Annotated in this window: 22 protein-coding genes; 8 read left to right on the top strand and 14 right to left on the bottom strand. The window is 51.1% G+C overall.

Annotation, left to right across the window (positions count from 1 at the left end):
* Positions 1-21: 21 nt before the first annotated feature.
* From hypA to yghX, 10 genes are all read right to left on the bottom strand, one after another.
* Complete coding sequence (gene hypA, locus OGY19_RS12035) at positions 22-363, bottom strand: hydrogenase maturation nickel metallochaperone HypA (protein WP_003828349.1); 342 nt, start codon at positions 361-363, stop codon at positions 22-24.
* Positions 356-844, bottom strand: coding sequence for a hydrogenase-2 assembly chaperone (hybE, locus tag OGY19_RS12030; protein ID WP_005123148.1), 489 nt, complete (start codon positions 842-844; stop codon positions 356-358). The genes hypA and hybE overlap by 8 nt, the downstream gene beginning before the upstream one ends.
* Positions 837-1,331: a HyaD/HybD family hydrogenase maturation endopeptidase gene (locus OGY19_RS12025; RefSeq protein WP_061068591.1), complete on the bottom strand. Its 495-nt coding sequence runs from the start codon at positions 1,329-1,331 to the stop codon at positions 837-839. Before OGY19_RS12025 ends, hybE begins: the two co-directional genes overlap by 8 nt.
* Positions 1,331-3,034, bottom strand: a complete 1,704-nt coding sequence (gene hybC, locus OGY19_RS12020) for a hydrogenase 2 large subunit (RefSeq protein ID WP_003024476.1) — start codon at positions 3,032-3,034, stop codon at positions 1,331-1,333. The genes OGY19_RS12025 and hybC overlap by 1 nt, the downstream gene beginning before the upstream one ends.
* On the bottom strand, positions 3,031-4,209 hold the full coding sequence (gene hybB, locus OGY19_RS12015; RefSeq protein WP_115601464.1) for a Ni/Fe-hydrogenase cytochrome b subunit: 1,179 nt from the start codon (positions 4,207-4,209) through the stop codon (positions 3,031-3,033). Before hybB ends, hybC begins: the two co-directional genes overlap by 4 nt.
* Positions 4,199-5,185, bottom strand: coding sequence for a hydrogenase 2 operon protein HybA (gene hybA / locus OGY19_RS12010; RefSeq protein ID WP_115601463.1), 987 nt, complete (start codon positions 5,183-5,185; stop codon positions 4,199-4,201). Before hybA ends, hybB begins: the two co-directional genes overlap by 11 nt.
* 2 nt (positions 5,186-5,187) lie before the next feature.
* Positions 5,188-6,306 carry a hydrogenase 2 small subunit gene (gene hybO / locus OGY19_RS12005; protein WP_016154493.1) on the bottom strand — a complete coding sequence of 373 codons (1,119 nt, stop codon included), beginning with the start codon at positions 6,304-6,306 and terminating at the stop codon, positions 5,188-5,190.
* 188 nt (positions 6,307-6,494) lie between these two features.
* Positions 6,495-6,782 (bottom strand): DUF2623 family protein, encoded by a 288-nt coding sequence (locus OGY19_RS12000; RefSeq protein ID WP_048213218.1) that lies wholly within the window; start codon positions 6,780-6,782, stop codon positions 6,495-6,497.
* An 85-nt stretch (positions 6,783-6,867) separates the two neighbouring features.
* Positions 6,868-8,508 carry a methyl-accepting chemotaxis protein gene (locus OGY19_RS11995; protein WP_115601462.1) on the bottom strand — a complete coding sequence of 547 codons (1,641 nt, stop codon included), beginning with the start codon at positions 8,506-8,508 and terminating at the stop codon, positions 6,868-6,870.
* Positions 8,509-8,723: 215 nt separating this feature from the next.
* Positions 8,724-9,611: a YghX family hydrolase gene (gene yghX / locus OGY19_RS11990; protein ID WP_048213220.1), complete on the bottom strand. Its 888-nt coding sequence runs from the start codon at positions 9,609-9,611 to the stop codon at positions 8,724-8,726.
* A gap of 155 nt (positions 9,612-9,766) precedes the next feature.
* Between yghX and OGY19_RS11985 the strand changes: the two genes are divergently transcribed.
* Positions 9,767-10,807 carry an aldo/keto reductase gene (locus OGY19_RS11985; protein ID WP_005123138.1) on the top strand — a complete coding sequence of 347 codons (1,041 nt, stop codon included), beginning with the start codon at positions 9,767-9,769 and terminating at the stop codon, positions 10,805-10,807.
* Between the two features lie 77 nt (positions 10,808-10,884).
* Here the strand turns inward: OGY19_RS11985 and OGY19_RS11980 are convergent, their stop codons facing one another.
* The gene (locus tag OGY19_RS11980; protein WP_319026329.1) at positions 10,885-11,388 is read right to left on the bottom strand and encodes an ESA_00282 family adhesion-associated protein; all 504 of its coding nucleotides are present in this window, start codon (positions 11,386-11,388) and stop codon (positions 10,885-10,887) included.
* Positions 11,389-11,491: 103 nt separating this feature from the next.
* Between OGY19_RS11980 and OGY19_RS11975 the strand changes: the two genes are divergently transcribed.
* The gene (locus OGY19_RS11975; RefSeq protein WP_115601461.1) at positions 11,492-11,896 is read left to right on the top strand and encodes a hypothetical protein; all 405 of its coding nucleotides are present in this window, start codon (positions 11,492-11,494) and stop codon (positions 11,894-11,896) included.
* 1 nt (position 11,897) lies between these two features.
* Positions 11,898-12,305, top strand: coding sequence for a hypothetical protein (locus OGY19_RS11970; protein ID WP_048213223.1), 408 nt, complete (start codon positions 11,898-11,900; stop codon positions 12,303-12,305).
* A gap of 75 nt (positions 12,306-12,380) precedes the next feature.
* On the opposite strand, the gene exbD is transcribed toward OGY19_RS11970, so the two are convergent.
* Positions 12,381-12,806, bottom strand: coding sequence for a TonB system transport protein ExbD (exbD, locus tag OGY19_RS11965; protein ID WP_048213224.1), 426 nt, complete (start codon positions 12,804-12,806; stop codon positions 12,381-12,383).
* Between the two features lie 6 nt (positions 12,807-12,812).
* On the bottom strand, positions 12,813-13,547 hold the full coding sequence (gene exbB, locus OGY19_RS11960; protein WP_048213225.1) for a tol-pal system-associated acyl-CoA thioesterase: 735 nt from the start codon (positions 13,545-13,547) through the stop codon (positions 12,813-12,815).
* Between the two features lie 251 nt (positions 13,548-13,798).
* Here exbB and metC point away from each other — a divergent pair, with 251 nt between their 5' ends.
* Together metC and yghB are read left to right on the top strand one after the other, a co-directional pair.
* The gene (gene metC / locus OGY19_RS11955; protein WP_115601460.1) at positions 13,799-14,986 is read left to right on the top strand and encodes a cystathionine beta-lyase; all 1,188 of its coding nucleotides are present in this window, start codon (positions 13,799-13,801) and stop codon (positions 14,984-14,986) included.
* Positions 14,987-15,117: 131 nt separating this feature from the next.
* Positions 15,118-15,777 carry a DedA family general envelope maintenance protein YghB gene (gene yghB, locus OGY19_RS11950; protein ID WP_048213227.1) on the top strand — a complete coding sequence of 220 codons (660 nt, stop codon included), beginning with the start codon at positions 15,118-15,120 and terminating at the stop codon, positions 15,775-15,777.
* A 69-nt stretch (positions 15,778-15,846) separates the two neighbouring features.
* Here the strand turns inward: yghB and OGY19_RS11945 are convergent, their stop codons facing one another.
* The gene (locus tag OGY19_RS11945; RefSeq protein ID WP_115602380.1) at positions 15,847-16,746 is read right to left on the bottom strand and encodes an AraC family transcriptional regulator; all 900 of its coding nucleotides are present in this window, start codon (positions 16,744-16,746) and stop codon (positions 15,847-15,849) included.
* Positions 16,747-16,939: 193 nt separating this feature from the next.
* Between OGY19_RS11945 and yqhD the strand changes: the two genes are divergently transcribed.
* From yqhD to OGY19_RS11930, 3 genes are all read left to right on the top strand, one after another.
* Positions 16,940-18,103: an alcohol dehydrogenase gene (gene yqhD, locus OGY19_RS11940; protein WP_048213229.1), complete on the top strand. Its 1,164-nt coding sequence runs from the start codon at positions 16,940-16,942 to the stop codon at positions 18,101-18,103.
* A 104-nt stretch (positions 18,104-18,207) separates the two neighbouring features.
* Positions 18,208-19,035, top strand: coding sequence for a 2,5-didehydrogluconate reductase DkgA (gene dkgA / locus OGY19_RS11935; protein WP_048213230.1), 828 nt, complete (start codon positions 18,208-18,210; stop codon positions 19,033-19,035).
* A 188-nt stretch (positions 19,036-19,223) separates the two neighbouring features.
* Entirely contained in the window at positions 19,224-20,678 is a 1,455-nt protein-coding gene (locus OGY19_RS11930; RefSeq protein ID WP_286596512.1) for a DASS family sodium-coupled anion symporter, read from the top strand.

Genomic DNA, 20,678 nt, shown 5'->3' with positions numbered 1-20,678 from the left:
CGCCCCATAGCAACCTATGGGCTATTCGACTTCAATACTTTTCACTTTCAGTGAATCGCCAGCATCTACCCGCAGACGATCGCCCTGACAGAGAGGACACTGCGCATCATGCTGGGTGATCTCTACGACCTGACTGCAATCCCAGCACCACGCCTGGGCGGGTTTGTAATCAATATGCAGCTCACAACCCTGGGCCAGCGTCCCCTGACAGACGATGTCGAAACTGAAACGCACGGCGCTCTCTTCAACGCAGGAGAGCGCCCCGATTTCCAGCCAAACGCCGGTTACACGTTTGACACCGTGCTGCTCTGCCTGCTGTTGAACAATCTCAACCGCGCTCTGACAAAGGGACAGCTCATGCATTTTCGCAGTTCCGACGACCCAGCAGCAGCGCGCGGCGGTTGAGCTGCGGCGCATTTGGATCGCTTACCGGCAGCGATAACAGCATTCGTGCGCAATCGTCAGTCAGGCGCACACCTTCTTGCGCAGACATGCTGTGCGAAAGCGGCGACATCAGCGAACAGGAGAGGTATTGCGATACACCCTCCAGTTCACCCACGGTAAAGGTCATTTCGCCATACGGCAGACGCAACCCGATTTTTTCGCTGACTTTACGCACCGGCCAGACCTGATCCGGCCCTGGGAAAATCAGCGCGCTGAGCATCCAGGGTGTGATAACACACCCCGTCCACTGTCCTTCAAACAGCGTAAAATCAGAGACATATACCGGCATATTCGGATGCAGGAAAGAAAGATCGTGCATCGAACGCCGGGCAACCTCTTCAAACGCGGCCTGAATTTGCTGCTTCGGGGCTGTCTGAAAGCCTAAGAACTCCTCAGACATGTGCCTTCTCCCGTGGAATAGCTTCAACGCCAGACTCGCGCAGCGCGGCAAGAACCTGCTCAAGCGCAGGTTCAATCATCGCTTCGACCGTTGGCGTTAGCCCGATATGCGGCTCCAGCGATTCCGGAATAACGCCGACTAACGTCAGCTTTTTCGGAAACTCGCCAGTGAAACGCAGGGCCGACAAAACGTCGGCCAGGCCAAGCTGGTGCGGTGAGATTTTGTTGGTAAACAGCGCAGGGATCTCTTCATCCCGCAGGACCATCATCGTTCCTGGCGTGTTTTTCTTCGACACAATGGCGTCAGCAATGATCAGATGATCTCTGTTCGCCATATCGCCGAGAAGCTCCATCCCAGCCGTACCACCGTCCAGAACATCAACAAAGTCTGGCAGGATGTACCGTTGCTCTAATGCCTCAACGATACGCACCCCGATGGCTTCGTCGGTCAGCAAAATATTGCCGACCCCTAAGACTAATATCCGCATTACAGAACCTTAACTGAGACCACTTCGTTCCCGTCAACGTCCACCACATGCACCGCACATGACATACAAGGGTCGAAGGAGTGAATGGTACGAACCACTTCCAGCGGTTTGTTTGGATCGGCAATCGGCGTTCCTACCAGCGAGCGCTCATACGGTCCCACTTCATCATTAAAGTTACGTGGGCCAGAGTTCCAGGTTGACGGAACAACCGCCTGGTAGTTGCTGATAATGCCATCTTTAATCACCATCCAGTGAGACAGCATACCGCGCGGCGCTTCGAGGAAACCGACACCTTTGAATTCGCCCGTTGCCGGGATATCCGGTTTCACGAAGGTGGTGTGGTCGCCTTTACCGATGTTCACGATCAGCGCGTTGTACTGATCCTGCAGAACGTTCTGCAGTTCACAGCAGTGAACGGTACGGCCAATAATACGACCCAGCGTAGAGTGCAGCTGCGACACTTCGATAGTTTTACCGGTCAGCTTGGTGTAAATCGCGATGATTTCATTCAGCTTGGCATGGGTAGACTCGCGTTTGGCCGCCAGTTTACACAGCATGTTAGCCAGCGGACCCACTTCAACCGTTTTCCCGTAGAAAGTCGGCGCTTTAACCCAGGAGTACTTGCCGTCATCTGACCAACCGGTGTAATCAGGAACCGTTGTGCCTTCCCACGGGGCCTGCGGCGCTTCGTCTTTGTACCACGCGTGTTTCGCACTCTCCTGAATCCCTTTGATCAGGTACTCATCGGAGTGAGAGGTGATCGGACGATAGGTCGACAGATCTTCATTAGTAATGTAACCACCCGGGAACAGGAAGCTGCCGTTTTTACCGTCAGTCGGGAATTCCGGCGCGCTCAGATAGTTAACCGCACCCTGACCACGCTCCAGCCACTCAGGATAGAATGCAGCAATAACCGCGGTATCTACCTTGTAAACCTGCTCAACGAAGTCGCTCAGCTTATCAATGAAAGACTTGATGTACATCAGGCGTTCAAGGTTCAGCACGCCAAGACCGTCGAGGTTAATCGGGTTAGCAACCCCACCTACCGCCAGGTTCTGGATGTGCGGCGTTTTACCGCCCAACAGCGCCACAACGCGGTTGGCATCACGCTGGCATTCCAGCGCCTGCAGATAGTGAGCGACCGCAATCAGGTTCACTTCCGGCGGCAGCTGCATTGCCGGGTGACCCCAGCAACCGTTAGCAAAAATGCCTAACTGACCGCTGGCAACAAGATCTTTGATCTTGTTCTGAACCTTGGTGAACTCTTCTGCGCTGTTCAGGTGCCAGGAGGACACGCCGTTCAGCATGGCAGATGCTTTCGCTGGATCGGCTTTCAGCGCAGAAGTGATATCCACCCAGTCCAGCGCAGACAGCTGATAGAAGTGAACAATATGGTCATGCGTGGTGTGCGCGGCCAGAATGATGTTACGGATGTACTGTGCGTTTACCGGAACATCAATATTCAGCGCGCTTTCAGCTGCACGAACAGAAGAGATAGCGTGAGTTGTGGTGCAAACACCACAAATACGCTGCACAATCATCCAGGCATCGCGCGGATCGCGGTTTTTCACGATCTCTTCCATGCCGCGCCACATGGTACCGGAAGCCCATGCTTTAGATACCACGCCATTTTCGATTTCGCAGTCGATGCGTAAATGACCCTCAATACGGGTTACCGGATCAATAGTAATTCTCTGGCTCATGCTTTGCTCGCCTCATGACGATTTTGATCGTTTTGTTTTAAAGGAGGAAGTATCGGCAGTAGACGAATGAGTACGATGTATGCACAAATCTCAATAGCCACAAAACCAATAGAAATCAACAGCTCTTCCCAGGTCGGGAAGTAGTGGTAGCCACCACCAGGATTGAACGCCACCAGCGAATAGGACAGACGCCATGTTGCACAACCCAGCAATGCGCTCAGCGCAGACAGATACAGCATGCGCGAGTCGTTACGCAGCTTAGTGACGCGCAGCACCACCAGCGGGAAGACCATCAGCACGACCTCAAGCCAGAACATGGCTGAGTAGAAATCGCCTGCAAACGCATACGACAGCTTGTCGCGATAGATCAGCTCGCCAAAGCGCAGGACCACGAAAATCGCCAGCAGCACGCTGATGGTGTTCGTCAGCTTAATGAACAGACTTTTCTCGTCCGGACCGTTACCTTTCAGACCCGCTTGTACCAGTGAGCCTTCAAAAATGACGATCGAGAAGCCCATTATAAAGGCGGTTAATACCGAGAAAAGCGGCAACATTTCATAAGCTTGCCAGAGCGGATGTACTTTATAGCCCGCAGAAATCATCAATGACCCCATTGAAGACTGGTGCATGGTCGGCAGCAGCGCGCCGAGGGCAATAATAAAGAACATCACTTTATTCAAACGCTTGAGAGAAACTTTCCACCCCAGACGTTCAAACAGAGCCGGCGCAAATTCCAGCGCCATGATGCCGATATAGATGGTCATACAGACCGCCGTTTCGAACAGTACCGAGTTCACGTTGAAGTGACCCGGAATGTAGAAGTACGGCAGGTTCCAGTAACGACCGACGTCAATGGTGATCGACAAACCACCCAGCGAGTAACCAAACAGGCTTGCCAGCAACGCCGGACGTACCAGTGGATGGTATTGTCCTCTGTTGAAAACATACACCGCCCACGCCAGCGCCCAACCGCCGCACGCAAAGCCAGTACCAATCAACAGGTCAAATGCGATCCATACGCCCCACGGGAAACCGCCGTTCAGATCGGAGACTGAACCCAATCCGAAGACCAGACGTTTCACGATCAGGAGCATACACAGGACGATAAGCGGCCCAAAAATAATGACCGGTTTGCTGATTATTTTTCCGCCCAGCGGTTTAGGATCATGACTCATGATCGTCTCCTCCATCGTGATGGTCGTTTTTCGTGTTACGACGAACCAGCACGGTTAAGCCCGCCAGCGCAGCCAGGGGTAAAATCATGCCCTTGTACAGGGAATGTTGAACATGTTCGGAACGCGCACCGGTTGAAAGGTCATCCAGTTTTGGCAGATCCAAATCCTCGTAAGGAACACCCGTCAGCACCATAACCTGCGTACCACCGCCTTCCTTTTCACCGTACAGGTGCGGATAGTACTTCGGTACCGTATGCAAATAAGTATCACCAGCGTTCACTGTCTGACGCGGATAGTGGTATTCGCTGCCAGGCTTCAGTGCGAGACGTTTTTTCGCCTCAGCCATCAGCTCTTCACGGGTACCAAAAATCACTGCACCGGCAGGACACACTTCAACACATCCCGGTAAGCCACCTTTGTCCAGACGTTCAACGCCTTTCTGGTTACACAGTTCACATTTATGAAGCGCACCAAATGGGTTGTTGTAGTCGTATTTAGGGACGTTGTACGGACAGGCGACCATGCAGTAACGACAGCCCGTGCAGACATCTTTGTCATAGTGGACGATGCCGGTTTTCGGGTCTTTCTTCAGCGCGGAAACCGGGCAAACGGAGACGCAGTTTGGATCGACACAGTGCATGCACTGTTTCTTAATGTATGCGTAACCATTTTCTTCCTGGTCTTTGTTAACGCCTGTTCCGCTACGCCACACCTGGATGATGTTGTTGGTGTACGGTGACAATTTGTCGTTGTTCGACCAGGTCTGCTCGCCTTCCGGGTTACGGGCCGGGAAGTTGATATCCTGACACTTAGTGACGCAGGCCTGGCAGCCTACGCACAGCGTCGAATCATAGAGCATCCCAAGAGAACCCGGGATCGGCGGACGGTTTTCTGCAGCCGCATGGCTGACGGACGGCGCGGCGCCCAACAGCAATGCCCCGCTGGAGGCTGCTTTAATAAAGTTACGTCTGTTCACGGTTATTCTCCCCGTGAGTCAGCGTTATCTTTCTTCTGCTGACGCCCCAGTTCACGTACCGCCATCACGCTGACGCCGGCAACCAGTCCTACTACGCCGCCAAGCAGCCCAATAGCCCCAGCTGAAATGTTGCCGCCTTCTTTCATGTTGACATCAGGCTTCTCTGAACGCGGGGTTTGGTTTTCCACATGGGCGAGTTGGTGAATGCCTTTATGGAAACCGACGCCTTCTTCGTTACAGCCGTAGCAAGGATGACCAATAGCCACCGGCCACACGCCGCCAACATCACAGAATTGCAATGTTGAGCAGTTGCCGTACGTTTCTGGCCCTTTACAGCCCAGATGATAGAGGCACCAACCTTCACGATGGCCTTCATCGCCGAACTCTTTAGCAAAACGACCGGCATCAAAGTGCGGGCGACGTTCGCAGTGTTCGTGAATCAAACGACCATAGGCGAATGTCGGACGGTTTTTGGTATCCAGCTTCGGCGGCTTACCGTAAGTGATGATATGCGCGACCGTGGCGAGGAAGTTATGCGGGTTAGGCGGACAGCCTGGGATGTTGATGATGGTTTTGCCTGGCAGAACTTCTTGCAAGCCGACTGCACCCGTTGGGTTCACGCCAGCGGCAGCCACACCACCCCATGCGGCACAAGAGCCGATAGCGATGATAGCTGCTGCACCTTCGGCCGCTCTGCGGATGTGATCCACAATTGGCTCACCGGCAACCATGCAATAAATACCATTATCTTTTAGTGGTATAGAACCATCTACCACCAGAACATATTGCCCTTTGTACTTCTCCAGAGCGTTATGTTTGTTCTCTTCGACCTGGTGGCCAAAGGCGGCAGAGAGCACCTCATGATATTCAAGAGAGATAGTCTCCAGAACGAGGTTTTCCACTGTAGGGTGTGTCGCACGAAGCAGCGATTCAGTACAACCCGTACACTCCTGAGCACCAATCCAGATAACCGGCGGGCGCTGAGGACGAGAAACTGATTCGGCCATTTCTGCGGCGGCTTTGCTACTGAGCCCCATAGTAGCGGCCAGTGCTGCACAAAGCTTCATGAAATCACGGCGATTGATGCCGTTCGAATTGATGAGAGAATTATCTCCAGTCATTTTATTGTTATTCCGTTGCGAAGACCTGGCTTTTATTTTGCACCATTCGCATGTTGCATATTGCGATCGGCGCGCCATTACCACACTTTTTATATGGTTATGTGCATTATAATACTTCGGCGGAGCAACAAAACGAAGGCGTAGGTCAATAGTGTAATTAATTAAAGCAAGATAATACCCCTTTTGGATCAAGCTTCGAGCCGATAGCCGGCCATGAAAAACCGAATTGTTGTACTCGACTGGTTCTCTTTGAAGAAATCCATCACCATCTCTTTATCCAGCCCGTAACGACGCGTCAGGATCCCCGCTTCCCATGCGCTGAGCTGTCGGTCACCCGTTTTTTCAAACATTCGATGTGAAAAACCCAGAACAAAACCGCGTTTATAATCTGAACAAAAATTCGCCACTGAACGAGCACTGTCCGCACTTGAGGCGTTCAATCCGGCCATCAGGCCCTTTCCAAAATGGTTGTCCATGCATAACCTCCAATCGCTATATAACAAATTATATAGCGATTTTTTAAGCAAAGGCCAGAGGTATCACGCACTTTTTTGTGCCAGATTAAAAGGACACCCACTCGTCCGTTTTAGGTGCTGCAGAGGTTCTGCTTTCTGTGGAAGGGGAAGCGGTATTGGCAGCGGCGTATTGCACATCATTCGCAGACAGGCGGAACTGTTGCACCGAGCGTTGTAGCTCTTCCGTTTGCCGTTCCAGCGCCACTGCCGCAGCGGATACTTGTTCTACCAACGCGGCATTCTGTTGCGTCACGCTGTCCATCTGCGTGATCGCAACACTCACCTGCGAGATACCTTTATTCTGCTCTTCAGAAGCAGAGGCAATTTGTTTCATGATAACGGTCACTTCGGTGGCACCGCGCAGAATCGCTTCCATGGTTAATCCCGTCTCTTTAACCAGACGAGCGCCCTGTTCGACACGACGCGACGATTCACCGATTAATGTCTCAATCTCTTTTGCCGCACCGGCGCTACGGCTGGCGAGATTACGTACTTCCCCTGCTACCACGGCAAAACCACGTCCCTGTTCACCAGCCCTGGCCGCTTCAACGGCGGCGTTGAGCGCCAGAATGTTGGTCTGGAAAGCAATGCTATTAATGACAGAGGTAATTTCTGCGATCTGTTTAGAACTGGCAGCAATACCGTCCATGGTGTCGACCACTTCAGAAACCAGGGTGCTTCCTTTACCTGCCGTTTCTGTCGCCGTATCGGCGAGTTGGCTGGCCTCACGCGCATTTTCGGCGTTAAGTTTTACCGTAGCGGTCAGTTGCTCCATGCTGGCAGCGGTCTCTTCCAGCGCCGCGGCCTGCTCCTCAGTACGGGAAGAGAGATCATTATTGCCGGTAGAAATTTCCGTAGCGCCTCGCCAGATGTTGTCACTGCCTGAACGAATCGTACTTACGGCTTCACGCAGGCTGTCCTGCATTGCGCACAATAAAGGGACCAGTTGGCCCACGCAGTTACGCCCAAAATCTTCAATTGGATGGCTGAGATCGCCCTGGGCAATCTGGCGGAACTGCAAGCGAATGCGACCGAGAGGTTTCACCATCATGGTAACGAGGTAACGATCGGTGAAGAACAGGAGGGCAATCCCGAGGATAACGGCAGTAATAATCAGTGTCCGAATGATCGACGTTTTACCGTCTACCATGATACGCGTCGCATCAAGTCTCTTTCCGGCGGTGGTATTAAACAGCTCAGCGCTGGCACCAAATTCACGGCTCAGTGCGGGCGTAATCGTGCTGGCATGTTCCGAAAACGCCGTAAGCGAGCCCTGCTGCGCCAACTGCATTTGCGGTATCACGCCTTTATCCAGCAAAGCTTGCCACTTGGCCAGCACTGTTGCTGAAATTTCCGGGTCCATCGGTCCTGGAGACAATGTTTTCATCTCCTGGAGCTTTTGGCTCAGATTATCCAGCGATTGCTGGGCAGGTGCAAAATCAGGCGTTTCACCACCAATTTTGACATCCACAGCACGGCTCAGGCGTGTCACAAAGCGAAAGTACTGATCGTTCCCCTGACTCAGTACCGTCATCTGTTTGACAAGATGACGGTCAATATCGTTGCCTTCTGATATTTTTGATAAAGCATGAAGACTGAATAAACCCACGCCCGACCAGAGCAGGCAAAAAAGTCCCAGTATCGCCAGCATGACAATACGAATAGTGAAGTTTTTCAGCAAATACATAATAATTTCCTTGCCATTGATGAGGAATTCGCCATCAGGCGATACTTCCCCTTGTTATCGGCAGGCAATGAAGAAGATATAATACGTTCTTTATTTTTTTACTTTTTTAAGTCTATCTATTATCCCTGCTGGTCATATCAATATGAATGTTAATGAAATTAGGTAGCATTATTATTCAGATAATTAACCTAAAGCTGTAAGTAATGCGTTGTTTTTCATAACAAATATTTATCAAACCAGGCAAGAGTGCGTTCCCAGGCTAAATCAGCAGCTGCTTTATCATAACGGGGTGTCGAATCGTTATGAAAACCATGATTAACACCGGGATAGATATATGCTTGATAGATTTTCTTATTCACTTTGAGTGCAGCTTCATAAGCGGGCCAGCCTTCATTAATTCGTGTGTCTAGTTCTGCATAGTGTAATAATAAAGGCGCATTAATTTTAGGGACATCAGAAGCAGGAACCTGACGACCATAAAAGGGCACCGCACATGCCAGTTCAGGGAAAGCAACAGCCGCTGCATTCGCCACACCACCACCGTAGCAAAATCCGGTGATCCCCACCTTTCCTGTCGCCATCGAATAACGCTGCATAAACTCAATAGCGGCAAAAAAATCATTCATCAGCTTAACGGGATCAACCTGCTGCTGTAATTCCCGGCCTTTATCATCATTGCCGGGATAACCGCCCAGTGAACTTAATCCATCGGGTGCCAGTGCAATATAACCCGCCTTCGCCACCCGCCGTGCTACATCCTCAATATACGGATTCAGCCCACGATTCTCATGTACCACTACCACCGCCGGAACCTTCCCCGTCACCTTCGCGGGTTTCACCAGATAACCTCGCACATCACCATGCCCATCAGGCGATGGATAGGTAATGTATTCTGCCAGAATATCGGGATCGGTAAATTCTACCTGCGTTGCCAGGGCATAGTTCGGTTTCAGCAAATTGAATAGCGCCAGTGCCGTCATGCCACCTACCGCATATTTCGCCGCCAGATTCAGAAACTCGCGTTTCGTAATTTTGCCATGGGCGTAATAGTCATAGTAATCGAGTAACTCCTGCGGAAAGTCTTTAGCAGTCAGACGCGGCATGGTCGCACTCCTGAGTGATGTTTTTTTAAGCAAAGCACAGCGGTCTGTTTTTGCCCAGTTTTTCATCCCAATGTGACCTGGTGAACGGGATATTCACCACGAACCCGCTAGAATAGAAACGTTGTTTTGAAATTCACCTGCACTAAGGAGATCTCATGGCCTGGTTTGCCAATCCTGAACGTTATGAGCAAATGCTCTATCGCTACTGTGGGCGCAGCGGCTTGCGCCTGCCCGCGCTGTCGCTGGGTTTATGGCACAGTTTTGGACACGTTCACGCTCTGGATTCACAACGAGCACTGCTGCGAAAAGCATTTGATTTAGGGATCACTCATTTTGATTTAGCCAATAACTACGGGCCACCTCCGGGCAGTGCTGAAGAGAATTTTGGTCGATTGCTGCGCGAGGATTTTGCACAATATCGTGATGAATTGATCATCTCGACCAAAGCGGGTTACGACATGTGGCCGGGGCCTTACGGTTCTGGCGGCTCACGCAAGTATCTGCTGGCCAGCCTCGACCAGAGCCTCAAGCGCATGGGTCTCGACTACGTCGATATCTTCTATTCGCACCGCGTTGATGAAAATACGCCAATGGAAGAGACCGCTTCCGCGCTGGCCCATGCTGTGCAAAGTGGCAAAGCACTGTATGTCGGTATCTCATCTTATTCGCCAGAGCGCACGCAGAAGATGGCCGAACTGCTGCGGGAATGGAAAATTCCGCTGCTTATCCACCAGCCATCCTACAACCTGCTTAACCGCTGGGTAGACAGCAGCGGATTGCTGGATACGCTGGAATCCAACGGGATGGGCTGTATTGCCTTCACCCCGTTGGCGCAGGGGCTCCTGACAGGGAAATACCTCAACGGTATTCCTGATGGTTCCCGCATGCAGCGTGAAGGGAAAAAAGTCCGTGGGCTGACGGAAAATATGCTGACGGAAGCAAATCTTAACAGTCTGCGTTTGCTCAATGAGATGGCCCAACAACGTGGGCAGTCGATGGCGCAAATGGCGTTAAGCTGGCTACTAAAAGATAACCGGGTCACATCGGTATTAATTGGTGCCAGCCGACCTGAGCAGTTGGAAGAGAACGTTCAGGCACTGGCAAACCTGACATTCAGCGCCGAAGAACTGGCACAGATTGATAAACATGTCGCGGACGGCAAGCTCAATCTGTGGCAGGCCTCATCAGACAAATAACGATCTGAACATTACGCCGGGTGTAGTCCTACCCGGCCTTAATGGCCTGCTGATGAGAGTGGCAAGTAAATCTCGCCTCACACCTCGTCCTCTTTAATCAACGGACGCTGGTATTCCGGCCATACCAGTGCGACAAGTGCAGGATAGGCTTCCAGGCTGAACTCCCTGAAGCACTGCCGCAAGTTAAGCACATCCAGATCGGCGTGCGGGACTTTCTCCCCGCTGAGGCAGCGCTTTTTAATATTGTCATAATACTTATAAACCGCAGAGTTAAGATCGCTACAGCGCCGCTGCGCGTCAAAGAGCCCGGGCGTTTCATTCAGCTCCACCATTGTCATCCTCTTGACTGTGGAGTGGATAAAATCAATATATTCGTGATTGACTCGCCAATACCATACCGGAGTAATCGAATTCATCAGGGCAGAAAAATGATCTTCTCCCTCTTCTTTACTTAGCATTTCCGGCTGGCGCTGTGCGTTAACATCTTCTGCATAACGGTTTTTATTTGCACTACGCATTAGCAAAAGTACCCCGCAGGTAAGCAATAGCAGGGTAATAACAGAATAAAATATACTGTTCATAGCGGGCTCCATTTTTTTTGATTTTAAAATTACCCCATGCTATTGTCAACGCGGCCTACCTTATTAAAAACATCATATTATTGGCAGCAAAGGATATTTCAACATGCTTCCCGAGCATCTTGTTCCCTCTCGTTTTCATTTATCCGCAACCCCGAACAATACAAATACCACAGAAAATAGTGAAAATTTGACTCAGGGAAAGATAAAACTAAGTGATTACGAATCAGAAATTTTGATTAGCTCCGTAGCTACCGGCCAGTCCCGGAATATGTTATTTGAAGAGTGCGATCGTCATTTAAAAGAGCGCCTTTTCCGCGCCGCAAAAATTGAGTCATTTACTCGTCTGCTCAATTCATTACAGGCGGAAGGCGACATTAACGCCCAGGAATTAAGTAAAATTTTGGCCAAAAAAACAACCATGATAAATGAACAAGGCAACAAAATTTGGCTTAATTTAATTACTCGCGAAACCAACGATCCTATTTTTTATTCTCTGGAAGAGAAATAAAATGAAAGATGTTGAAGATAATAATGTTTATTTGGCTTTAGATAACCACAAAAGCGATGAGTTTGTCTTAAAACAAAATCTATCTGTGTTGATAGCCAATAAAAACACGACGCTGGAAAGCCTTGCTCAAGAGATGGTTTCTATTCCCGCCGCACTGGTGCGGATGAAATGGCAAAATCGTCATGAAATCTACGCACTGCAAGCCAAAGAAGAGATTTACGGTGCCACTATCGAGGCCATCATCGCTCAGCAACCAGAATTGCGGGACAAAATAATGGCCCGTCTGGAAAGCACATACCAGCATCTGCTTGCACGTGAAACTGCCACACTGCGCCTGACCCGCAAGCTATCCGATGGGAACTATGAGCCCACAAAAATCACTACGGTGGCGTTGGACGAGAACAGATAAGGCAAAAGACTTGCAGAGGAGTGATGTCAGGAGAAGCTTGCCGGGTAAGGTCAAACCTGTACCCGGCAACAAGGATTATTTGGCTTTCACGGTCTCTTCACCGACCAAACCAATCTTCAGGTAACCCGCCTGGTGCAACGTATCCATAACCTTCATCATAGTTTCGTAGTCGACGGTTTTATCTGCCCGGAAGAAGATGGTGGTGTCTTTCTTGCCTTCAGTTAGCGCGTTTAACTCGTTAATCATCGTCTCATCGGTGACCTGATCGTTACCAATAAACATGGTGTTATCGGCTTTTACTGACAGGTAAACCGGTTTTTCCGGACGCGGTTGCGGCGTACTGGTGGATGCAGGGAGATTGACCTTCACATCCACGGTTGCCAGTGGCGCTGCCACCATAAAGATGATCAACAATACCAGCATGACGTCGATAAACGGCGTCACGTTGATGTCATGCATTTCACCGTTATCGTCCAGGTTTTCATTAAAGCTCATTGCCATGGAACATTATCCTACACGTAATTTCTGCGCAGCACGTACCGGGTGTGCAGACGCGCTTGCACTCAGGTCCAGGTCACGACTTTGCAGCAACAGCACCTGCGCCGCGACATCGCCCAGCATCGCTTTATAGCTGCCGATCTGACGAGCAAAAATGTTGTAGATAACAACAGCAGGGATTGCCGCGACCAGACCGATCGCGGTTGCTAACAGTGCTTCTGCAATACCTGGAGCAACAACAGCCAGGTTGGTGGTTTGGGTTTGTGCGATACCGATGAAGCTATTCATGATGCCCCATACTGTACCAAACAACCCGACAAATGGAGAGATAGCCCCGATGGTTGCCAGGTATCCATTACCCCGCCCCATCTGACGGCCAACGGCGGCAACGCGACGTTCCAGACGGAAACCGGTACGCTCTTTGATCCCTTCGTTGTCATCACTGCCTGCTGACAGTTCCAGTTCATTCTGTGCTTCGTTAATCAACAGAGCACCCAGGCTTTTGCCATCGAATCCAGCGGCAATCTCACTTGCCTGATCTAAAGAGCGGGCATCTGCCAGCATTTGCTGTTCACGCTTAAGACGGCGCTTCTGCGTAAAGAACTCAAGGCTCTTACTAAAGAAGATAGCCCAGGTGACCACTGACGCCAAAATCAGCCCAATCATCACGCACTTAACCACGATATCGGCGTGCTGATACATACCCCAGACGGAAAGGTCCGTCTGCATCAAATTATTACCCACTCTGTATCTCCAGGACGCAAATCACAAAATCTGAGCGTAATCATATCAAAACGACGTCGAATTGATAGTCGTTCTCATTACTATTTACATAGTGCCGCACCTTTGGTTTCTTTTCCTTGCGCTCACGCAGTAAAAAAGTCACCAGAAATCGATTTGAGAATATTTTGTACTTTATGGCTGTTCTGCAGGACGCGGCAGATGAGATTCATGCTAGTTTAGACATCCAGACGTATAAAAATAGGTAATACAACATGGCAGATAAGCAGCTTGAGACCAAACTCGTTCACGCCGGGCGTAGTAAAAAATACACGCTGGGTTCGGTAAATAGCGTGATCCAGCGCGCGTCTTCACTGGTATTCGACACCGTTGAGGCGAAAAAACAGGCGACGCATAACCGCGCAAACGGTGCCCTTTTCTATGGCCGTCGCGGCACGCTGACGCATTTCTCACTGCAGGAAGCGATGTGTGAACTGGAAGGCGGGGCCGGTTGCGCCCTGTTCCCCTGCGGTGCAGCAGCCGTTGCCAACACCATCCTTGCCTTTGTTGAACAAGGCGATCATGTGCTGATGACCAACACCGCCTATGAACCCAGCCAGGATTTTTGCACTAAGGTGCTGGGCAAGCTTGGCGTGACAACCGGCTGGTTCGATCCGCTGATTGGCGCGGATATTGTGAAGCATATACAGCCGAACACTAAAGTCGTTTTTCTTGAATCTCCAGGTTCTGTCACCATGGAAGTTCATGATGTTCCAGCCATTGTTGCCGCCGTCAGAAGCGTAGTGCCTGACGCGATCATCATGATTGATAACACCTGGGCTGCGGGCGTGTTGTTCAACGCGCTGGATTTCGGTATCGATATCTCAATTCAGGCAGGGACGAAATATCTGATTGGTCATTCCGACGGCATGGCTGGGACAGCGGTATCCAATGCCCGTTGCTGGGATCAACTGCGTGAAAACGCCTATCTGATGGGACAAATGCTGGACGCCGATACCGCCTATATGACCAGCCGTGGATTGCGGACGTTAAGCGTTCGCCTGCGCCAACACCATGAAAGCAGTTTAAAAGTCGCCGAGTGGCTGGCTGACCATCCGCAGGTTGCCCGCGTGAATCACCCGGCACTTCCCGGCAGCAAGGGACACGAGTTCTGGAAACGCGACTTTACCGGTAGCAGCGGTCTGTTCTCATTTGTTCTGAATAAGAAGCTAAATAATGAAGAACTGTCTGCGTACCTGGATCACTTCAGCCTGTTCAGCATGGCCTATTCCTGGGGCGGTTTTGAATCACTGATTCTGGCTAACCAACCGGAACATATCGCGGCAATCCGTCCGCAAGGCAAAGTGGACTTCAGCGGAACGCTCATCCGTTTGCATATCGGTTTAGAGAATGTTGACGATCTGATTGCCGATTTAGCCGCAGGATTTGCCCGAATCGAGTAACATTGCCGCAGATGGACATATATGCAGACACTTCTGGTGGAAAAGTCTGCAATTGTTGCGTCCGGGATCAAGGCATCCCGGACAATTCAGGAGTACAATCCACTTATAAACGCTGTTCCACAGGAAAGTCCATGGTAGTCATTCAAGATATTATCTCCGCGCTTTGGCAACACGATTTTGCCGCGCTGGCGGACCCACACGTCGTGAGCGTGGTGTACTTCGTGATGTTCGCCACACTGTTTTTAGAAAATGGCCTGCTGCCCGCCTCCTTTTTGCCCGGTGACAGCCTGCTATTACTGGCAGGAGCGCTGATTGCTCAGGACGTGATGAGTTTTTTACCTACCATAGCGATTCTGACTGCCGCTGCCAGTCTCGGTTGCTGGCTGAGCTACATTCAGGGGCGCTGGCTGGGCAACACGCGGACGGTAAAAGGCTGGCTGGCACAATTACCTGAAAAATATCATCAGCGTGCTACCTGTATGTTTGACCAACACGGGTTGATGGCACTACTCGCCGGACGTTTCCTGGCGTTTGTACGTACCTTACTGCCAACCATGGCGGGGATTTCAGGGCTGCCTAACCGTCGCTTCCAGTTTTTTAACTGGCTGAGCGGGCTGCTGTGGGTCACTGTGGTCACCAGTTTCGGCTATGCGCTCAGCATGATCCCGTTTGTTAAACGCCACGAAGATCAGGTGATGACCTTTTTAATGATCCTGCCTGTTGCCCTGTTAACCGCAGGTCTGCTGGGAACGCTGTTCGTGGTGATTAAAAAAAAATACTGTAGCGCCTGAGTATCAGCCGTATGCCGGAGTCACTCCGGCATTTCGTTGATGGCGCGCAGCGTTAAGGCCGACAAGAAATCACCCCCCCTGCATCATCCGAATTCTGGCTGCATCTTCTCCTGGCGTGACGCCAAAGTAACGTTTGAACTCCCGACTAAACTGCGATGCACTCTCATAACCTACGCGCATGGCCGCCGCGCTGGCTTTCATCCCGTCATGAATCATCATCATCCGCGCTTTATGCAATCGATAGCTCTTCAGATACTGTAACGGTGAAGTACTGGTCACCGATTTAAAATTATGATGGAACGCCGACACGCTCATATTGGCCTCTGCCGCCAATTGCTCAACATTGAGATTTTCGGTGTACTTGGTTTCAATTCGCTTCAGCACACGGCTTATCAAACTGAAATGTGTCTGGCGACTGACCAGCGCCAATAACGCGCCACCACGCGGCCCGGTCAGTACGTGGTAGAGGATCTCACGAATAATCTGTTTTCCCAGAATACGTGCATCCAATGGCCGCTCCATCACATCCAGCAGGCGTTCCGCAGCACAGAGAATTTCATCGGATAGCGTCGCCGAATTGATCCCGCTTGCCGCCATTGCAGGCTGGAACAGCTCATCCTCACCAATATCCATCAGCAATTCCTGCAATTGCAGGATATCGACGTTCAGGCGGATACCAGCCAACGGAACGTCCGGTGTCGCATACGTTTCACATTCAAAGGGTAAAGGTACTGTGAGCAGTAAGTATTCGTTGGCATCATAGCGAAAGACACGCTCGTTGATATAACCAATTTTATATCCTGAAAAGAGAAATATAATGCCAGGCTGATACATCACTGGTGTGCGCGCCCCAGGTTCAGAGCCGTACAGTAAGCGAATATCAGGCAGCAGATCATTTAATTTATTTTCATTATTTTTCAGATGCTTAATTTTATCTGTCAGCAGGAGACAGATCTCATCACGGTTCATAGGGCACCATTTCATCATTGATTTTCAGCCCTGATATAGTGCGGACTTTTATCCATTTTCTCCAGTAGTCTGTAGAAATGGGCAAGACATTGGCAGAAATGAGCATTGAGAGGAACGCTTCTGACGACCACAATGTTCACCATCAGGCAGGCACTCGCCTACCCTCTTTTTTACCCACACAAGGTAACGAGCAATGAACAACTTTAATCTCCATACCCCAACCCGCATTCTGTTTGGTAAAGGCGCGATTGCAGAACTGCGCGACCAAATCCCACAGGATGCTCGCGTACTGATTACCTACGGCGGTGGTAGCGTGAAAAAAACCGGCGTTCTGGCACAGGTTCAGGATGCACTGAAAGGCCTGGACGTGCTGGAATTTGGCGGTATTGAGCCGAACCCGTCTTATGAAACGCTGATGAACGCGGTAAAAATCGTGCGTGATGAGAAGGTGACATTCCTGCTGGCGGTAGGCGGCGGTTCTGTTCTGGATGGCACAAAATTCATCGCCGCAGCAGCACATTACGCTGACGGTGTTGACCCATGGCGCATTCTGGAAACACGCGGTAACGACGTACAAAGCGCCGTTCCAATGGGCTCCGTATTAACTCTGCCGGCAACTGGCTCCGAATCTAACTCTGGCGCGGTAATTTCGCGCAAAACGACTGGCGACAAACTGGCCTTCATGACCCCGTTTGTCCAGCCGGTATTCGCTGTACTCGATCCGGTTTACACCTATACTCTGCCGCCACGTCAGGTTGCCAACGGCGTGGTAGATGCTTTTGTTCATACCGTAGAACAATACGTGACTTATCCGGTAGACGGGAAAATTCAGGATCGCTTCGCCGAAGGCATTCTGCTGACGCTGATAGAAGACGGTCCGAAAGCATTGCAGGAGCCGGAAAACTACAATGTGCGTGCGAACGTCATGTGGGCAGCCACTCAGGCGCTGAACGGACTGATCGGCGCAGGCGTACCGCAGGACTGGGCAACCCATATGCTGGGTCACGAACTGACGGCAATGCACGGACTTGACCACGCTCAGACACTGGCCATTGTTCTGCCAGCGCTTTGGAATGAAAAACGCGATACCAAGCGTGCCAAACTGCTGCAATACGCAGAACGCATCTGGAATATCACCGAAGGCTCCGAAGACCAGCGCATTGATGCCGCGATTGCCGCCACCCGTCAATTCTTCGAACAAATGGGTGTACCGACTCGCCTGTCTGACTACGGTCTGGATGGCAGTTCCATCCCGGCACTGCTGGAAAAACTGCAAGCGCATGGCGGCACGAAACTGGGTGAACATCAGGACATTACGCTGGACGTCAGCCGCCGGATTTACGAAGCTGCCCGCTAAGGTTTTTTAACCTCCGACTTTCGTTTTTGGGTATTTATACCAGACTTAAGTCACACCTATGTCACCGGAGTATGTTCCGGTGACAGTCATTAAGGGGAGGAATTATGACCACTCCAACCATTATCAAACTACAGGATGGTAACGTCATGCCGCAACTGGGCCTGGGGGTCTGGAAGGCAAGCAACGAAGAAGTCATCACCGCCATTCATAAAGCGCTGGAAGTAGGGTATCGCTCAATTGATACCGCTGCGGCGTACAAAAACGAAGAAGGTGTCGGCAAAGCAATACGCGATGCTGGCGTACCGCGCGAAGAGTTATTCATTACCACCAAGCTGTGGAATGATGATCAGAAACGCCCACGGGAAGCGTTGCTCGAAAGCATGGAGAAACTCCAGCTCGATTACCTCGATCTCTACCTGATGCACTGGCCTGTTCCGGCGATCGATCACTACGTTGAAGCGTGGGAAAACATGATCGACCTGCAAAAAGAGGGGCTGATTAAGAGCATCGGCGTGTGCAACTTTCAGATCAATCATCTCCAGCGCCTGATGGATGAAACAGGTGTCCCGCCGGTGATTAACCAGATAGAACTGCATCCACTGATGCAACAGCGCCAGCTGCACGCCTGGAACGCCACACATAAAATCCAGACCGAATCCTGGAGCCCGCTGGCGCAAGGCGGCAAAGACGTATTTGATCAAAAGATCATTCGCGACCTCGCTGAAAAATATGGCAAATCACCGGCGCAGGTCGTCATTCGCTGGCATCTGGATAGCGGCCTGGTGGTGATCCCGAAATCCGTCACCCCTGCCCGTATCGCCGAGAACTTCAATGTCTGGGACTTCCGCCTGGACAAAGATGAACTCGGTGAAATAGCAAAACTCGATCAAGGTAAACGCCTTGGCCCTGACCCGGATCAGTTCGGCGGTTAATCTCTCCTCTCCAGCCCGGCATTCCCGTCGGGCTTTTCTCCTGTCGAAATATTAAGAAACAATAAACGCGCAACTATTGATGTATTTATGGCACATCCACGTGCAGCATTACGCAATATAACTTACTAATTATTCAGTAATAATATTGATTTAATGAACACATCACAAATATCTATAGGTGCGTGACCATGGCGGAAAAAACACAGCAAGGCGTCAAATGGCTCCCATTAATTCTTATACTATTTATTTCTGCCGGGCTCTGGCAGCTTACCCCACCCAGTGGGTTAAGTGCGCCAGCCTGGCATTCAGCCATTATCTTCGTTGCTACCATTGCTTCTATCGTGGCAAAAGTTCTGCCTATTGGCGCAGTCGGCATTATCGGTATTACCGTTTTTGCCCTCGCTTATGCTGCCGGGGATAAAACCGCCAGCGGCGCTATTACCACCGCACTGAGCGAACTGAACAGTTCTCTGATCTGGCTGATTGTCGTCGCCTTTATGATTGCCCGCGGGTTTATCAAAACGGGCCTCGGACGACGTATTGCGCTGCAGATGATCCGCCTGCTCGGCAAGCGCACGCTGGGACTCGCCTACGGACTGGCGTTTGCGGACCTGATACTTTCCCCCGCAATGCCAAGCAACACGGCCCGCTGCGGCGGCGTCATCTATCCCATTGCCGACTCCCTGGCGCGCAGTTTCCACTCGAACCCGGAAGATGAATCCCGCAGTAAAATCGGCACCTTTCTTATCACCTGTATTGGCAACGTCAACGACGTCACCGCCGCGCTCTTTATGACCGGATATACCGGCAACCTGTTGGCAGTGAAGCTGGCGGCCAATGCGGGGGTCACTCTGACCTGGGGCTGCTGGTTTATGGCGGCATTGCTGCCTTGCCTGGTTTCCTTACTGCTGGTTCCATTACTGGTCTACTGGATTGTGCGCCCGGAAATTAAACACACGCCGGATGCCCCTAATCTGGCGCGTAAAGAACTGGCGGAAATGGGCCGTATGTCACGCGGGGAATGGCTGATGCTGGCGACCGTCGGCGTCCTGCTAGTACTGTGGATTTTTGGTGATACGCTGGGCGTCGACGCCACCACCGCCTCATTTGTTGGTTTATCCATCTTGCTGCTCAGCGGCGTTCTGAGCTGGGAAGATGTCAAAAGCGAGAAAGGTGCGTGGGATACACTGATCTGGTTTGCCGCACTATTGATGATGGCAAATCAGTTGAAAAAACTGGGTTTTACCACCTGGTTTGGCAACCTGATTGGCGATAGCCTGAGCAGTACTATGCATGGGACCAGTTGGGTGGTTGTCCTGCTGCTGCTCAACGCCGCGTACTTTTATACCCACTACTTTTTTGCCAGCGGTAATGCGCAGATTGCGGCGCTGTATGCCGTTTTCCTTGGCGTCGGTCTGCATTTGAATATTCCTGCAGCCCCTACGGCGTTGATGCTGGCCTTCACCAGCAGCCTGTACTGTTCCCTCACTCAGTACACTCACGCTCGCGGGCCGATTCTGTTTGGTGCCGGGTACGTACCGACGGGAGTCTGGTGGCGAACAGGATTCATCATCAGCCTGTTCAATCAAGCCGTCTTTATCACTGTAGGGCTGATGTGGTGGAAGATGCTGGGTCTGTACTAA

It is taken from the genome of Citrobacter sp. Cy070 (assembly GCF_030332245.1).
Lineage (GTDB): Bacteria > Pseudomonadota > Gammaproteobacteria > Enterobacterales > Enterobacteriaceae > Citrobacter > Citrobacter youngae.
This window is presented reverse-complemented; position numbering and strand designations above follow the sequence as displayed.

Coding starts and splice junctions, on each gene's coding strand:
- hypA (WP_003828349.1), bottom strand. CDS start 363: ATGCATGAGCTGTCCCTTTGTCAGAGCGCGGTTGAGATTGTTCAACAG.
- hybE (WP_005123148.1), bottom strand. CDS start 844: ATGTCTGAGGAGTTCTTAGGCTTTCAGACAGCCCCGAAGCAGCAAATT.
- OGY19_RS12025 (WP_061068591.1), bottom strand. CDS start 1,331: ATGCGGATATTAGTCTTAGGGGTCGGCAATATTTTGCTGACCGACGAA.
- hybC (WP_003024476.1), bottom strand. CDS start 3,034: ATGAGCCAGAGAATTACTATTGATCCGGTAACCCGTATTGAGGGTCAT.
- hybB (WP_115601464.1), bottom strand. CDS start 4,209: ATGAGTCATGATCCTAAACCGCTGGGCGGAAAAATAATCAGCAAACCG.
- hybO (WP_016154493.1), bottom strand. CDS start 6,306: ATGACTGGAGATAATTCTCTCATCAATTCGAACGGCATCAATCGCCGT.
- OGY19_RS12000 (WP_048213218.1), bottom strand. CDS start 6,782: ATGGACAACCATTTTGGAAAGGGCCTGATGGCCGGATTGAACGCCTCA.
- OGY19_RS11995 (WP_115601462.1), bottom strand. CDS start 8,508: ATGTATTTGCTGAAAAACTTCACTATTCGTATTGTCATGCTGGCGATA.
- yghX (WP_048213220.1), bottom strand. CDS start 9,611: ATGCCGCGTCTGACTGCTAAAGACTTTCCGCAGGAGTTACTCGATTAC.
- OGY19_RS11985 (WP_005123138.1), top strand. CDS start 9,767: ATGGCCTGGTTTGCCAATCCTGAACGTTATGAGCAAATGCTCTATCGC.
- OGY19_RS11980 (WP_319026329.1), bottom strand. CDS start 11,388: ATGAACAGTATATTTTATTCTGTTATTACCCTGCTATTGCTTACCTGC.
- OGY19_RS11975 (WP_115601461.1), top strand. CDS start 11,492: ATGCTTCCCGAGCATCTTGTTCCCTCTCGTTTTCATTTATCCGCAACC.
- OGY19_RS11970 (WP_048213223.1), top strand. CDS start 11,898: ATGAAAGATGTTGAAGATAATAATGTTTATTTGGCTTTAGATAACCAC.
- exbD (WP_048213224.1), bottom strand. CDS start 12,806: ATGGCAATGAGCTTTAATGAAAACCTGGACGATAACGGTGAAATGCAT.
- metC (WP_115601460.1), top strand. CDS start 13,799: ATGGCAGATAAGCAGCTTGAGACCAAACTCGTTCACGCCGGGCGTAGT.
- yghB (WP_048213227.1), top strand. CDS start 15,118: ATGGTAGTCATTCAAGATATTATCTCCGCGCTTTGGCAACACGATTTT.
- OGY19_RS11945 (WP_115602380.1), bottom strand. CDS start 16,746: ATGAACCGTGATGAGATCTGTCTCCTGCTGACAGATAAAATTAAGCAT.
- yqhD (WP_048213229.1), top strand. CDS start 16,940: ATGAACAACTTTAATCTCCATACCCCAACCCGCATTCTGTTTGGTAAA.
- dkgA (WP_048213230.1), top strand. CDS start 18,208: ATGACCACTCCAACCATTATCAAACTACAGGATGGTAACGTCATGCCG.
- OGY19_RS11930 (WP_286596512.1), top strand. CDS start 19,224: ATGGCGGAAAAAACACAGCAAGGCGTCAAATGGCTCCCATTAATTCTT.